General features: G+C 60.4%; 14 protein-coding genes. 1 reads left to right on the top strand and 13 read right to left on the bottom strand.

The genetic code is table 11. The features are described 5' to 3' along the window. Window positions 1-54 precede the first annotated feature (54 nt). A complete protein-coding gene (locus tag NJC38_RS23205) occupies window positions 55-600 on the bottom strand; it encodes a hypothetical protein (RefSeq protein ID WP_144403354.1) in 546 nt (181 codons plus the stop codon). Between NJC38_RS23205 and NJC38_RS29075 the strand changes: the two genes are divergently transcribed. Then, the gene (locus NJC38_RS29075; RefSeq protein ID WP_290447360.1) at window positions 599-721 is read left to right on the top strand and encodes a hypothetical protein; all 123 of its coding nucleotides are present in this window, start codon (window positions 599-601) and stop codon (window positions 719-721) included. The two genes, NJC38_RS23205 and NJC38_RS29075, sit on opposite strands and share 2 nt — an antisense overlap. Before the next feature lie 114 nt (window positions 722-835). On the opposite strand, the gene NJC38_RS23210 is transcribed toward NJC38_RS29075, so the two are convergent. The 12 genes from NJC38_RS23210 to pepN form a co-directional block, all read right to left on the bottom strand. Next, a complete protein-coding gene (locus NJC38_RS23210; RefSeq protein ID WP_253117287.1) occupies window positions 836-1,120 on the bottom strand; it encodes a DUF5629 family protein in 285 nt (94 codons plus the stop codon). A 61-nt stretch (window positions 1,121-1,181) separates the two neighbouring features. Further along, window positions 1,182-3,575 (bottom strand): RND family transporter, encoded by a 2,394-nt coding sequence (locus NJC38_RS23215; RefSeq protein WP_045493453.1) that lies wholly within the window; start codon window positions 3,573-3,575, stop codon window positions 1,182-1,184. 17 nt (window positions 3,576-3,592) lie between these two features. Continuing rightward, entirely contained in the window at window positions 3,593-4,585 is a 993-nt protein-coding gene (locus NJC38_RS23220; RefSeq protein ID WP_253117275.1) for a YCF48-related protein, read from the bottom strand. 372 nt (window positions 4,586-4,957) lie between these two features. Then, window positions 4,958-6,115: a glutathionylspermidine synthase family protein gene (locus tag NJC38_RS23225; RefSeq protein ID WP_253117276.1), complete on the bottom strand. Its 1,158-nt coding sequence runs from the start codon at window positions 6,113-6,115 to the stop codon at window positions 4,958-4,960. Between the two features lie 12 nt (window positions 6,116-6,127). Further along, entirely contained in the window at window positions 6,128-6,853 is a 726-nt protein-coding gene (locus NJC38_RS23230) for a DUF1190 domain-containing protein (RefSeq protein WP_045493458.1), read from the bottom strand. 15 nt (window positions 6,854-6,868) lie between these two features. After that, window positions 6,869-7,294, bottom strand: a complete 426-nt coding sequence (locus NJC38_RS23235; RefSeq protein ID WP_045493460.1) for a DUF350 domain-containing protein — start codon at window positions 7,292-7,294, stop codon at window positions 6,869-6,871. Window positions 7,295-7,311: 17 nt separating this feature from the next. Next, window positions 7,312-7,965 (bottom strand): DUF2491 family protein, encoded by a 654-nt coding sequence (locus NJC38_RS23240; protein WP_045493462.1) that lies wholly within the window; start codon window positions 7,963-7,965, stop codon window positions 7,312-7,314. Further along, entirely contained in the window at window positions 7,962-8,987 is a 1,026-nt protein-coding gene (locus NJC38_RS23245; RefSeq protein ID WP_253117277.1) for an ion channel, read from the bottom strand. Before NJC38_RS23245 ends, NJC38_RS23240 begins: the two co-directional genes overlap by 4 nt. A gap of 64 nt (window positions 8,988-9,051) precedes the next feature. After that, window positions 9,052-9,600, bottom strand: coding sequence for a rhomboid family intramembrane serine protease (locus NJC38_RS23250; protein ID WP_045493464.1), 549 nt, complete (start codon window positions 9,598-9,600; stop codon window positions 9,052-9,054). A gap of 140 nt (window positions 9,601-9,740) precedes the next feature. Beyond that, window positions 9,741-10,442 (bottom strand): PspA/IM30 family protein, encoded by a 702-nt coding sequence (locus tag NJC38_RS23255; RefSeq protein ID WP_045493467.1) that lies wholly within the window; start codon window positions 10,440-10,442, stop codon window positions 9,741-9,743. 26 nt (window positions 10,443-10,468) lie between these two features. Further along, window positions 10,469-11,122 (bottom strand): YjfI family protein, encoded by a 654-nt coding sequence (locus NJC38_RS23260; protein ID WP_045493470.1) that lies wholly within the window; start codon window positions 11,120-11,122, stop codon window positions 10,469-10,471. 220 nt (window positions 11,123-11,342) lie between these two features. Then, the gene (gene pepN / locus NJC38_RS23265; RefSeq protein WP_253117278.1) at window positions 11,343-13,997 is read right to left on the bottom strand and encodes an aminopeptidase N; all 2,655 of its coding nucleotides are present in this window, start codon (window positions 13,995-13,997) and stop codon (window positions 11,343-11,345) included. Between the last annotated feature and the right edge of the window lie 9 nt (window positions 13,998-14,006).

The following is a 14,006-nucleotide window of genomic DNA, read 5'->3' on the forward strand; positions in this document are numbered from 1 at the left end:
TCTTGGGAATTGTTATTCGCGCTTGATTCAGGACACCGCCTTTACTGCAAAGGTTCAGCTTTCTGGCTGGCGCAGATCTTTGGCACCGCCGTCCTCTAACGCCAACGGCATGACTGCCAGGCTGGGAATCAGCGACTCTGCCCATTGCCGGTAGTCAGGTCCGAACTGGCGAATCTGGGCCAGCGGATCCAGTGAAATGCCGGCCAGCAGCAGGGCCACGATCAAATGGCCGAGTGAGAAGGGTCGGCCGGTGGGTTTAAGGCTGCGTCTGATCACTGGCAGCAACAGCAGCAGACCAATCAGAAACCAGATCAACAGACGCGGCAGCAGTTGCTGACGATCCAGGCCGACTTCCCATAGTGCCCCGACGGTCCCCAGCGACAGGCATAACGTGAACAGCCACACCGCCATGTGCACAACCAGCATCAGCGACAGGCCGCACAGGGCAAAGCCGAGCCCGGAAAGGACGTAATAGTAGGAACCGCCCAGACTGACCAGCTTCAAGCCGGCACTGAATTTGACCAGGCCGAGCACCAGCAGCCCGGCGCCGAAAAAAGTTGGCAATAGCCGAGCACGACTCAACGCGCCTTGAGTAGACATGGAAATCTCCCTGATGAATGCTTCGCTCGCTTCCGTGGAGCGGATGACTGGCAATGGCCAGCAATATGAAGGTCGTTACTCCGCAAGCGGAGCAAGAAAAGGCAAGCACATCCTTGTGTAGTGAGCGATGCGCAAGCACCGGCACCCTACCATCCCGATGCCGGCCTCTGATTCAGAGAGCCGACACGCGCCTGCGAAGTTTAGCGGCTGACGCGCTCTAAAAGACTGATCTGGATCAATCCAGATCGGCCTCGTCATCATCGTTTGCGCTGACGGCATCCATGCAGACGATCCGGTGATCCGCCTCACCGTCATTGATCACCCAGCTCTGCAGGGACTCATCGAACGCGGCGGCCTGTACCTGCGCTGCGCTGAACGACCAGACCTTGCGCGCCCGGCCGTCCATGCATTCGACTTGCAGGCCATCCTCCAGGCTGAATTCCCAGGCATGCAGACCGTCGATTTCGAGCATGGTGGTGGTTTGCAGGGCTTGCAGGAAGGAAGTAGTAGTCATGTTCAGTCAGGTACCTGGGAAAAACGCCAATGATAGGGCAAAGCTCTGCGCCTTGCCCTGCCGCGTTTCAATGAGAAAACAACGAATGCCCCACCTGCCCGGCCATTTTCTCGGGTTTGATCAGAAAGCGTGCCAGTGCCGGCAACAGCCACAAGGCGCCGAACATGTTCCACAGCAGCATGAAGGTCAGCATCAGGCCCATGTCGGCCTGGAACTTGATGGCCGAGAAGATCCAGGTGCAGACACCAATCGCCAGGCACAGACCGGTGAACAGCACCGCCTTGCCGGTGGACTTGAGCGTCTGGTAATACGCCTCCTGCAACGGCAGGCCGGCGCGCAGGAAGCTTTCCAGACGGCTGTAGATGTAAATGCCGTAATCGACACCGATGCCCACCCCGAGGGCGATCACCGGCAGCGTCGCCACCTTCACGCCGATGCCCAGCAAGGCCATCAGCGCGTTACCCAGTACCGAGGTCAGCACCAGCGGCAAGACAATGCACAGGGTCGCAGCCCAGGAGCGGAAGGTGATCATGCACATGCCTGCCACACACAGGTAGACCAGCACCAGGATCAACAGCTCGGACTCTTTGATCACCTGGTTGGTCGCGGCCTCAATCCCGGCGTTACCGGCCGCCAGCAGAAATTGCAGATCGGGGCTGTTGTGTTGCGCAGCAAACTCCTCGACCGCCTTGACCGCCCGATCCAGGGTTTCGGCCTTGTGGTCGTTGAGGAAGATCATCAGTGGCGCCAGCGAGCAGTCGGTGTTGTACAGCCCTTCGGCACGGGCGATGGAGCTGTTGAGCACATCCTTGTTACGCGACAGGGTTTCCCACTTCAGGCTGCCTTCGTTCATGCCTTTGATCACCTGGCGTGAAACGTTGACCAGGGAAACCGTCGATTGCACGCCAGGGGTGTTGTCCATTTTCCAGGCCAGCTCACTGATCGCCGACATGGTCGAATACGCCGAGCAGCCTTCAGCCTGAGTCTTGACCATCACCACCAATACATCAGAACTGGTGGAGTAATGCTCGATGATAAAGGCGTTGTCCTGGTTGTAGCGTGAGTCAGGACGCAACTCTGGAGCGCCCTGGTCAAGGTCACCGATCTTCAGGTTCTGGCTGTACCAGAGCCCGCCGCCGAAGGCCAGCAACGCCAGCACCACCGACACCGGCGCCACTTTGGGGTTGGCAAACCCCGACAGCAGGCGCCAGAACGGATGCTCGCTGACCGCGTCCTGCTTGCTGCGGGTGACCGCCCTCTTGCTGATGCCGACATAGGAAATCATCACCGGCAACAGAATCAGGTTGGTGAACACGATCACTGCCACACCGATGGACGCGCCGATGGCCAGCTCGCGGATCACGCCGATATCGATAATCAGCAGGGTAATGAAGCCCACGGCATCGGCCAGAATGGCGATCATCCCCGGCAGGAACAACTGACGGAAGGTCCGCCGTGCCGCGGTCAGGGCGTTATCGGCCTCGCTGGACTGCAAGGCAATGCCGTTGATCTTCTGTACGCCATGGGAAATGCCGATGGCAAAGATCAGGAACGGCACCAGCATCGAGTACGGATCGATGCCGAAGCCGACCACATGCATCAGGCCCAGTTGCCAGATCACCGCGATCAGCGTGGTGCAGAGCACGGCGATGGTGCTGCGCAGGCAGCGGGTGAACCAGATCAGCAGCACCAGCGTGATGACAAAGGCGATGCCGAAGAACGCCACCACCATGAACAAGCCGTCGATCAGGTCGCCGACCTTCTTGGCGAAGCCGACGATGTGCACTTTGATCTGCGGATTCTGCGCCTGGAACTTGTCGCGGATCTTTTCTTCGAGCTGATGCGAAAACTGCTGGTAATCAAGGGTCAGCAGCACGCTCTGGTCATTGGGGTCCGGATAAGCCTCCAGCAGCGGTATCTCGACGATGCTCGACCTGAAGTCGTTGGCCACCAGCCGACCGACCTGGCCAGACTTGAGCACGTTGTTGCGCAGGGTATCGAGGCTGTCCTGACCGCCATCGTAGCTCTTGGGAATCACCTCGCCGCCGGCAAAGCCTTCTTCGGTCACCTCGGTCCAGCGCACGCTGGGGCTCCACAGTGACTTCATGGCCGAGCGATCGACGCCCGGGATATAGAAGGCTTCGTCGTGAATCTGGCGCAGGGTCTCCATGTAGTCGCGCGAGAAAATGTCGCCGTCCAGCGACTCGACCGAGATGCGCACGCTATTGCCCAGATTGCCCAGGTCATTGCGGTGCGTAAGCATGTTCTGGATGAAGGGGTGCTGCAGCGGAATCATCTTCTCGAAGCTGGTCGAAGGTCGCACCTGCAAAGCCTGCCAGACCAGCACCAGGGTGGTCAGCAGACAGAGAATGATCACTGTGGGGCGATTGTTGAAGATCAACCGTTCAAGAAAGGTCGCTTGCTCGTCGGCGGGCGTGGCGCGCTGCTGAAGATCGTTCATGCATGGAGTCCTTGTGCTTATCGCTGACTGAGCGCTGCGCCATTGGCCGAGCCAAGACGTACACCGCCCTGCCCGACCAGAATCAGTTCACCGCGGGCATTGCCGGTCACCCCGGACAGGGCGATATGGTCGGCGCGGTTGAAAACCTTGAAGCTCTGCCCGTCATCACTGCTGCGCAATACGCTGCCGGCATTGCCGACCAGCACCAGCGTGCCGTCACTGAGCAGGCTGGCGCCAGCCAGGGTGGCCTGCAGCGGCCCCCGCTCGCCGGGCAGTTCGATGTGGGTCCAGGTGTCGCCAAAGTCAGTGGAGCGCAGCAAATTGCCGCGCAATCCGTAGGCCAGCAGCGTCTGCGCCTGGGAGGTGCCGATGACCCCGAACAGCGAGCCATGATAGGGGCTTTCGAGTTTTTCCCAGCTCAGGCCGACATCGCGGGAACGGAACATGCCGCCGGCTTCACCGACGATGAACAGCCCGCCTTGCGCCACATGGGCGATGGCATTGAGGTGATACTGGTCCTGGTTGTCCAGCCGCTCGCTGACGTCCTGCCAGTGCTGACCGCCATCGGTGGTGGTCAACAGGGCACCGTAGGCGCCGATGGCAAAGCCGGTGCTCTGGTCCTGGAACCAGACATCCAGCAGCGGCGCTTCGCGGGTCAGGTCTTCGAACTGTTTGGTCCAGCTCTGGCCGCCGTCGCTGCTGGCCAGAATCTGGGCATCGTGGCCGACGGCCCAGCCGTGCTGCGCGTCGACAAAATAGACGGCGGTGAGCAACTGGCGGGTCGGCACTTTGGCCTGTTGCCAGTTATGGCCCTGGTCGTCGGAGTACAGGATATGGCCGTGGTCGCCCACCGCGACCAGACGCTGACCGGCATGCACGACGTCCAGTAACAGGCTGGTCGCGGCCTTGGGCGATTCGATGGCGTAGCTGTCTGCTGCGGTTGCTGCGACGGCGGAACTGACTGCTGTGAGGCCCAATAAGGCGGCCAGGCAGACAATGGACAGATGCATGCGTCTCTCCCGGTTTTATTGTTGTGCGAGATGGCTGGATAAACCGGCCCTGCGCTTTTTTGGAGGCGGGGCCATGCTAGGCAGTAAAGCCTGTGCCTGACAATTGTCGTGACGTTATGTTTTGTTAAGCGCTAATGGCATTGAGGCAGTCTAGGCGATGATCTGGAGAGCATGGGTCGCGGCTTTAGCCGCGAAAAGGGCGTGATCTGCGGACCGATGGAAAATCCTTTTGCGCGGTGTCTGGACTGCAGGTTTCGCCCTGCCGGGCGAACGTCCCTCCGAACGGCGCCCAAGCCGCGATTTGCGTTGTCTGTGCCATCTCGGCTCGAAGATCAAGATCAAGATCAAGATCAACAGCGGCTGCGCACCTTCTTAATCAATCACCACATGCGGCAAAAACCGGCTGCTGTCTTTGGTAATCAGGCTGTCGTCTTCGCGGATGCCGATCCCGGAGGCCAGGTCGCCGATGACCCAGGAACCGATCAGGGTGTAGCTGTCGCCGAAACGCGGCAGCGGCGAGTATTGCTGGAGGATGTACGGGCCGTCGGTGTAGGGGCCGTCTTCGGCAATGGTTTCGTCGCCCGGGGTGCGGATTTCAATGTTGGCGCCTTCGCGGGAAAAGAAAGGCTTGCGCACCCAGCCTTTGGGTACCGGGCTAGCGGGGTGTTGGTCGACGAACGATGGCAGCAGGTTGGGATGGCCTTCGTTGAACTGCCAGAGCAGCGGCAGGATGCCTTTGTTGCTGAGGATGGCTTTCCAGGCAGGTTCGACGAAGCGGGTGCCACTGGCGGCGATGTGCGCACCGAACGGCTCGTGGAAGATGTGCTCCCAGGCATGCAGTTTGAATAACCGTTCGATGCGGTTGCCGTGCAGGTCGACGAAACGGCCCTGTTGATCAAGGCCGATGTCCTCAATGTCGATATGCCGGGTCTCGATGCCTGCGTGAGCCGCCATGCGGCGCATGAATTCAGTGGTGCCGCGGTCTTCGGCCGAGCCGGACATGGCCGAAAAATAGAACGGCGCCGGTCCCCGGAACGGCTCGAAGGCCTTGATCAGGTCTTCGGCAATCGCGTTGAACTGGGTTGCCCTGGCCGGCAGCACGCCGCGTTCAATCTGCTCTTCCAGCCACAGCAATTGAAACGCCGCCGCTTCCATCAGGCTGGTGGGGGTGTCGGCATTGATTTCATACATCTTCGCCGGCCCGTCGCCGTGGTAAGCGAAGTCGAAGCGAGCATACAGGTGCGCATGCCGCTGCTGCCAGGAGTCGCGGATCAGGTCGAAGTACGCTTGCGGGATTGCCAGTTGGCTGAGCAATGCCTCGTCATCGACCACCCGCGCCACCACATCCAGGCACATCTGGTGCAGCTCCTGGGTCGGTGCTTCAAGATCGCGGGTGACCTGCCGCTCGTTGAACTGGTAGTAGTGCCGCTCGTCCCAATAGCGCTCACCGTCGATGGTGTGAAAGTCGAAACCTTCACGTTCGGCAGTGGCGCGCCAGGCTGGGCGCTCTTCGATGCTGATCCGTTTCATCCAACAGATTCCTTAACCGCCGAAGCTGGAGCGGCTGCTGCTCTTGCCACTCCAGCCGCTGCGCGCACTGGCCTGGCTGCCGAAACCGCCACGCGACACAGTGGACGACACCGACGAGCCACTGCCAAGGCTGCGGCCCAGCGTGCTTTTACTGTAGGTCTTGTCGGTGCTGTAACGGGCTTGGGTCGAGCGGCTGAAGGTCTTGCCGCGGTCGATATGGGTATAGAGCGAAGAGTTGTAGTAACCGCCGCGATCATCGCGACCCATGTAAACCGGCTGCGCGTAATAGCGGCCACTGTTGCCGAAGCCGTTGCTGAGCAGGTTGCCAATCAGCAACCCGGTAAGGAAGTTGCTGGTCGCGCCGGGGTTGGACTGGATGATCTGCTGGTTGGTCTGGTCCAGCACCTCTTTGGGCACGTTGCCGGCGAACGACAGCTCGAAACCGCCGAGTTTTGGCGAGTATTTGCCGTCGCTGCCAACCTGGCAGTAGTCCGGCACAAAATCCGCTTCGCAGGAGGCCTGGTCGTCGTAGGTCGGGGCAATGCGCCGGTGATCGGTCAACGCCTCCATGAACGAGTTGGAACAGACCTCGATCGGCACCTTGGCGTCGGTGCATTCCTGCACGGTCTTGAAGGTGGTCTTGGTGGTGAAGTTCGGCTCATCATCCGATGACCCGCAGGCACTCAGGGCCAGCGGCAAGGTACTGACCAGCACGAGCTTGACTGAACTGCGTCTCATGATCGCTCCCCCGGCTCAGTTCGACGGTGTCATGCAGGCCGCGTTGAGCATGCCGACACTGACCGCGACACTGGCGGCGTAGATGGCCGCGGCCATCTCGCCCTTGGCAATGCGTGCCGACAGGCCCTTGAGCACCAGGCTGGTGGCACCGAACGCCAGCAACTGGACCACTGCCGCAATCAACGCCCAGACCACCACGTCCAGAATATTGATGCTGTAGGCGATGACGTTACTGGCGGGCAAGGCGAAACCGATCAACGAACCGCCCAAGGCCAGGGCCGCTGCGCTGTTGTTGTCGCGGATCAGGACAAACTCTTTGTGCGGGGTCACCCGGCTGTAGATGAACTGGAACACCGCGAACAGTAGAGCGGCGACCAGAATATAGAGAATGAAGCCGAACACCGCCTGGGCATCGAGCGACATACGCAACGCGTCGAGCATGAAGATTTCCTTTTCTTTTATAGAACGTTGATGTCTGTAGAAAGCAGCGTCACACCGACCGCCGTTGTAAGGGTAATGTTCCCTTGCTCGTCTTCTTCCACCGAGAACAGCAAAAACTCACGGCGGTCGATCAGGCCGGTTTCCCGCGCATAGAGCATGCTCAGGTGTTTGACGCGGTAGGCAGTGTCAGGACTGACGACGTTCTCGTCCATAGGCGTGAGTTCGGTCTGACCGGTCTCGGTGCCCCATTGGCGCTCGAACACTTCGCCTTCATGCTCATAGGTCGGCAGGCCGATTTTCGAATCCGGCCCGGTCAGGCGCAGCAATTCGTCACGGCTGTTGATCGGCGTCGCGCTGTAATAGCCGAACAGCACGATATCCTGAATGTCCTCAGGCAACGGCCCGTTGCTGAGGATCTGCAGAAAGTAGTCTTCATCGTCGAGATAGAAGCGGCGCAGCACCATGGCCTGGCCCAGATCGATCTCCCCCACCGCCCAGACCTTTTCATCGCCCGGCAGCACAACATAGCTGTGGCCATCGAGCAGCAGTTTCAGGGAAGAGTCCAGACACAACATGCCACCGCTGCGCAGCCCCAGCGGACTGGAGGCACTGGCAGCCGTGTTTTTCGGCAGGGGCGCTTCCAGGCCCATGACTCGCTTGAACCAGCTCATAATGCGTTTCCTTGAAGCCGAGTGGATGCAATGTAGAAAATTTCACCGCCCTCGATACGCAGATCGTTGGCGGGGTTGAGTTCGAAATGGCTGCCCTGCGGCGCCCGATAACCGATCAGGGTGGCGTTGAATTCCTGGCGCAGGCGGATATAAAGCTCGCCGCAGGTGATGCTGAAACCGGGCGACAACACATGACGGAACTGGGTTGCGCCTTCACCGATGCACAGCAGTTCGTTGATTACGGTGCTCGAACCCGGATCCTGGGCCGAACGCACCAGCATCTCGATGGCCATGTTGGAGGTGCATTCCAGTTCCGGGGCATAGCTTCTGGCCAGGGCGGCGCGTTCAGAGTTGTCAAAATGGGCAACCACATGACCGGCAGGCTCGAGTTTTTTCAGGGTCAGGACAATCGCCAGGGTCAGGCTGTCGGAGCGGGTGTGCACCAGAATCCGTTCAGCGCCACGAACCCCGGCGCGTAACAGCACCGCCGGCGAATCGAGCGAATCGCCCTTGATGAATGAGGCATGGCCTGGCATCGGATTTTCAGTGATCAGCGAATCGCAGATCACCAGCCCACCGCTACGGGTGCGGCAGTCCTGGCTGAGCAGTTCGACAATCCGCTCGCTGGCATCACCGTCCCAGCCGACCAGCACGGTATGGCCGCTTAGTGCTGAACAATCGCCCTGCCCTTTCATGTTGCGTCTCCAGATATCGCCAACCGACGTCGATGCCTTGCCAATCACTGTGGTCAGTAACGCAATCCCGCCGAGCATGATCCAGGTACTGGTAATCAGCTTGCCGGCAGCAGACTTGGGTGACAGGTCGCCGTAGCCCACGGTGGTGGCCGTGGTCAGGTAAAAATAGGTGAAATCCAGCCCGCTCAGCAGATGCTCTTCAGCGGCCAGGGCCAGCAACAGGTAAGACAGCAAGTAGTGACCGAGCAAAAACATGCCGATTCCGGCCCAGCCGAAACGCTCGAAAAAAGCAGACACATGACGCCTGAGCAACAGCAACACCATCATTGGCGCAATCCATTTATCAGAACCCGGTATGTTTCAGCGGCTCGGTCGCCACCATCGCCCTTACTCAGACCTTGCCTTGCCCGGCATGCAGCAGCCTGGCTGCGAAGATTCCTGCCAGCGCACCGCCGATATGTGACTCGAACGATACCCCCGGTGACGGCAGAAAACCCAGCACCAGACCGCTATAACCGGCCAGAGCGATCAACGCCACCAGCAGGCTGGCGAAGCTGCGTTGATACCAGACCCTGGCCAGCAGATAGGTCCACAGGCCGAAAATCAGGCCACTGGCGCCAACGTGCAGGCTGGTACGGCCAAACACCCAGACCAGACCGCCGCCAAACAGGCAGACCAGTATCACCACCCAGGCATAGCGCTTGACACCCTCGGTCGCCACCAGCCAACTGAGCACCAGAAACGGCAGCAGATTGCTGAGCAGGTGGGCGAAGGATCCATGCAGCAGTGGCGCCAGCGCAATGCCCTGCAAGCCTGAAAGATGACGCGGCAGGATACCGTGGCCCACCAGGCTATAGCCACTGGCCGCGTTGTAGATCTGTACAGCGAGCATCAGTGCCGCCAGACCGAGAATAACGCGAAGTCGGGTCGAGAATGCCAAGCGGTCTTCCTTGTCTATGGCGTTGCGGCTTGATAAGCGTTCGCCCGCCGCGCTGTCGCGCAGCAGACACAGAACCCGGTAGGAGCAGCTTCAGCTGCGAAGCCTGCGCAACTGAAGCCGGTACTGTTAGCTGCCGCCTGTTACTGAGGTGTCTGGCGAGCCTTCAAACGCGCCAGTACATCGTCGGCACCGCTGCTGCTGGCGCCGATGCCGGCTTCCTGCAGACGGCGCTCCAGATCACCGCCATTGGACTGGCTGGCCAGTTCTTCGGCGGCTTCAAGCTTGGCGTCCTGCTCGTCCTGGCGTTGCTTGAGACGGGCCAGCGAACCGACGGCGGTCTCGACCGCGCCATTGGCACCACCGGTGGCATTGGCGGTGGCGACACGGGCACGCTGCACGGTTTCCCGGGCCTTGGCCATCTCGACCTGCTGCTTGAGGCCGCGAATCCGCGCCTCAGACTTGACCACCTGCTCTTGCAGCAGCGCAGCCTGCTTGCCGAACTGGTCGGCCAGGGCTTTTTCCTGATCACGCTGGGCCTCGATCTCGGCGATCTTCGCCGCGCACTCGACGGCCAGGCTTTCTTCGCCCTTGTTGAGGGCTTGCAGGGCACGGTTTTCCCAATTGGCGATATTGGTGCCATGTTCTTCAAGGCGCTGCGCAGAAAGCTTGTGCTTGGCCTTGATACCGATCAGACCTTCACGGGCCTTGGCCAGTGCGTTGTCAGCGTCGCGGATTTCCTGGTCGAGAATCCGCAGGGCGTTGGCGTCGATGATTGCCTCACCGGCTTCTGATGCGCCACCGCGCACGGCAGTGACCAGTTTTTTCCAGATGCTTGTCGTCATGAGTGTTCTCCTGCCAAAACCGCTATTCAGTCGATGAAGTGATCTTCGAAAGCTTCTGCCGCACGAATCACGTTGTCGGCCAGCGTCAGCACTTCCTGGACGATCACAGTCAGGCTGGAAGCGGCACTCAATGCACCGAACAGGCAGTAGACTTCCTGGCCGTCGGCCAGACGCTCGATACCCACCGCCGACAGCGGGAACAGGTCACGGCTGCGCAGCACGATGTCGTTGAAGGCTGCGGTGTCCTTGACCCGGCTGACTTCGATCAGGGTGGTATCGGCGAGGATCTGCTCGCCAACCACGGCCAGATAGACCGGCAGGTCGCCGAACTCCTTGAGGATCAGACGGATACCGGTTTCGGCACCGTCGGTGAGGGACAGGTCGATCTGCCCCAGGCTGACGAGCTCAAGCTCGGCCAGCGATTGATGCAACGAGCTGATGGTCCAGTGGGTGTTCCCGGTCATGAAATCCTCCAGATTGATTCGTTTACCGAGGTAGGGCTGTCGCAAAGCTTTTTCGATACCGCGCAGGGCATCGACGTTTTCAGGACGGATCCAGAACTCACGTTTGACCAGACCCGCGTCCTTGAGGCGTTGGCGCATTTCGCGCATGTAGTCGGTCGAGCTTTTCAAGCTCTTGCCCTGTTCAGCAGTGGTTGCGCCCCCGGTCTTGCGAGGCATAGGCACGGCTCCCTGGATTGGTTGTGGCAATGGAGGTGAACGCTATCAGATACCCAGGCCGAACAAAAGCCTCACATGTGAGGATTTTTGTAGAATGTTTCATCGTGCTTATTCGGCCACTGACAAACGCAGCCACGTCAGTTAGAAGCACCATACCTGCGATAAAAAAGGGCGCTATCGACCATGGCCGATAGCGCCCCTTCTCCAGCGAGAACCCTGCTTAAGCCAGGCTCTTGCTCACCACCTCAAAGACATCAGCCGACAACTCACCGCTGCTGCGGATACGCTCAAGCTCGGCCTTCATCAGCGCCTGACGGGCGCTGTCGTACTTGCGCCAGCGGGTCAGCGGCGCCAGCTGCCGCGAGGCGATCTGCGGGTTGAAGCCGTTGAGTTCGATGACGATGTCGGCCAGGAAGCGGTAGCCCGAACCATCGGCGGCATGGAAGTTGATCAGGTTCTGGCCGGCGAAAGCACCGATCAGGGCACGGACCTTGTTCGGGTTCTTGATGTTGAATGCCTTGTGCTGCATCAACTCGCGGACCCGTGCCAGGCCACCCGGCAAGGTGCTGCCTGCCTGAACACTGAACCACTGGTCCATGACCAGCGGGTTGTCCTTGAAGTGTTCGGCGAATACCGCCAGTGCCTGGGCGCGCTCCTGCTCGAACGGCGAGTTGACCAGCACCGCCAGCGCGGTCAGGCGCTCGGTCATGTTGTCGCTGCTGTCGAACTGGTCGATGGCCGCCGCCAGCACTTCAGGCTTGCCGCTGAGCATCAGGTACGACAGGGCAATGTTCTGCAGCGCACGGCGGGCAAAGTGCTCTGCCTCGGCGATGTAGGCGGTGTTGCGCGACACTTCGCGGTTGGCCTGGTAACGCGCCCAGAGACTGTCGAACAGGTTGTCGGCGATGGCTTTACGGGCAAACTCGCGAGCGGCATGAATGGCATCGACGTCGGCGACCTGGCTGATTTCGGTGAGGTACGCCTCACCCGGCAGCGACAGCATCTCGGCAACCATCGCCTGATCCAGGGTCTCGTCAGCCAGTACCGTGCCCAGTGCAGTCAGCAGCCGCTGATCGAGTACCAGTGGCTGGCCGGCCTGATGCTGGCCGATCAACTCTTGCAACACCTGCACCGCCAGTTGCTGGCCCGCTTCCCAACGGTTGAAGCCATCGCTGTCGTGCTGCATCAGGAACATCAACTGGTCGCGGCTGTACGGGAAGCTCATCTTGACCGGGGCCGAGAAACCGCGCAGCAGCGATGGCAACGGCTTGGCAGGCACGTCAACGAAGCTGAACGTCTGCTCGGCCTCGGTCACCGAAATGACCCGGCTGGTGCCTTGTGCGGCGGCTTCGCCACTCAGGCGCAGGGCGATTTCGTTGCCCTGCTCATCGAGCAGGCCCAACGCCACGGGAATCACGAACGGCAGTTTTTCCTGCTTGTCCGGGGTGATCGGGCAGCTCTGCCGGAAGGTCAGGCTGTAGGTGCCGGCAGCGCTGTCATAGGCTTCGCTGACGTCCAGGCGCGGGGTACCGGCCTGGCTGTACCAGCGTTTGAACTGGGTCAGGTCGACGCCGTTGGCATCTTCCATGGCCTTGATGAAGTCGTCACAGGTCACCGCCTGACCGTCATGGCGGTCGAAGTACAGGTCACTGCCTTTACGGAAGCCCTCGGCACCCAGCAGGGTATGGAGCATGCCGACCACTTCCGAGCCCTTCTCGTATACGGTCAGGGTGTAGAAGTTGGAGATCTCGATAAAGCTGTCCGGGCGCACCGGGTGCGACATGGGGCCTGCATCTTCGGCAAACTGGTGAGTACGCAGGTAGGCGACGTCCTGGATGCGCTTGACCGTGGCGGAGTTCATGTCGGCCGAGAAACCGGCGTCGCGAAACACCGTGAAGCCTTCCTTGAGCGAGAGCTGGAACCAGTCGCGGCAGGTCACGCGGTTGCCCGACCAGTTATGGAAGTATTCGTGGGCCACGATCGCCTCGACCCGCTGGTGCGCGGCATCGGTGGCGGTTTCAGCGCGAGCCAGCACGGCGCTGGAGTTGAAGATATTGAGGCCCTTGTTCTCCATGGCGCCCATGTTGAAGTCGTTGACCGCAACGATCATGAAGATGTCCAGATCGTACTCGCGGCCATAGACCTCTTCGTCCCAGCGCATGGACTTCTTCAGGCTGTCCATGGCGTGCTGGCATTTGTCGACGTTTTCCGGTTCGACATAAATGCGCAGGGTGACTTCACGCTGGCTGCGGGTGGTGAAGGTGTCTTCAATGCACCACAGGTCACCGGCCACCAGGGCGAACAGGTAGGCCGGTTTCTTGAACGGGTCTTCCCAGGTTGCCCAATGGCGATCGCCGTCCTGGCCGCTGGCAATCGGGTTGCCGTTGGACAGCAGGACCGGATAGCGCTGCTTGTCGCCGCTGACCGTAGTGGTGAAGCTGCTCATCACATCCGGGCGGTCGAGGTAATAGGTGATCTTGCGAAACCCCTCGGCCTCGCACTGGGTGCAGAACATGCCGCTGGACTTGTACAGGCCTTCCAGTGCGGTGTTGGTTTCCGGGTGGATGCGCACCGTGCTGTCGACCGTGAAGCTGGCGCTGGACGGCTGCAGGGTCAGGTGGCTGTCGGTGAGTTGGTAATCGGCCGGTTGCAGCTCGCGGTCATCGAGTTGCAGCGACACCAGCTCCAGTTGCTGGCCATCGAGCACCAATGCCGGCAAGCCAGCGCCGCGCTCGGGGTTGCGGCGCATCACCAGTTGCGCATGCACCAGGGTGTGGTCTTCGAACAGCTCGAAAGTCAGGTGCGTCTCGTCGATGAGATACTCGGGCGCCTGATAGTCCTTGAGGTAGATCACTTGCGGTTGTTCAGTGCGCATGCGCGAATC

Source organism: Pseudomonas sp. 21LCFQ010 (assembly GCF_024129905.1).
GTDB lineage: Bacteria > Pseudomonadota > Gammaproteobacteria > Pseudomonadales > Pseudomonadaceae > Aquipseudomonas.

Excerpts from the sequence above, each read along its gene's own strand:
- NJC38_RS23205 (WP_144403354.1), bottom strand. The coding sequence starts at position 600 with ATGTCTACTCAAGGCGCGTTGAGTCGTGCTCGGCTATTGCCAACTTTT.
- NJC38_RS23235 (WP_045493460.1), bottom strand. The coding sequence starts at position 7,294 with ATGCTCGACGCGTTGCGTATGTCGCTCGATGCCCAGGCGGTGTTCGGC.
- NJC38_RS29075 (WP_290447360.1), top strand. The coding sequence starts at position 599 with ATGGAAATCTCCCTGATGAATGCTTCGCTCGCTTCCGTGGAGCGGATG.
- NJC38_RS23215 (WP_045493453.1), bottom strand. The coding sequence starts at position 3,575 with ATGAACGATCTTCAGCAGCGCGCCACGCCCGCCGACGAGCAAGCGACC.
- NJC38_RS23220 (WP_253117275.1), bottom strand. The coding sequence starts at position 4,585 with ATGCATCTGTCCATTGTCTGCCTGGCCGCCTTATTGGGCCTCACAGCA.
- NJC38_RS23255 (WP_045493467.1), bottom strand. The coding sequence starts at position 10,442 with ATGACGACAAGCATCTGGAAAAAACTGGTCACTGCCGTGCGCGGTGGC.
- NJC38_RS23245 (WP_253117277.1), bottom strand. The coding sequence starts at position 8,987 with ATGATGGTGTTGCTGTTGCTCAGGCGTCATGTGTCTGCTTTTTTCGAG.
- pepN (WP_253117278.1), bottom strand. The coding sequence starts at position 13,997 with ATGCGCACTGAACAACCGCAAGTGATCTACCTCAAGGACTATCAGGCG.
- NJC38_RS23240 (WP_045493462.1), bottom strand. The coding sequence starts at position 7,965 with ATGAGCTGGTTCAAGCGAGTCATGGGCCTGGAAGCGCCCCTGCCGAAA.
- NJC38_RS23230 (WP_045493458.1), bottom strand. The coding sequence starts at position 6,853 with ATGAGACGCAGTTCAGTCAAGCTCGTGCTGGTCAGTACCTTGCCGCTG.
- NJC38_RS23260 (WP_045493470.1), bottom strand. The coding sequence starts at position 11,122 with ATGCCTCGCAAGACCGGGGGCGCAACCACTGCTGAACAGGGCAAGAGC.
- NJC38_RS23225 (WP_253117276.1), bottom strand. The coding sequence starts at position 6,115 with ATGAAACGGATCAGCATCGAAGAGCGCCCAGCCTGGCGCGCCACTGCC.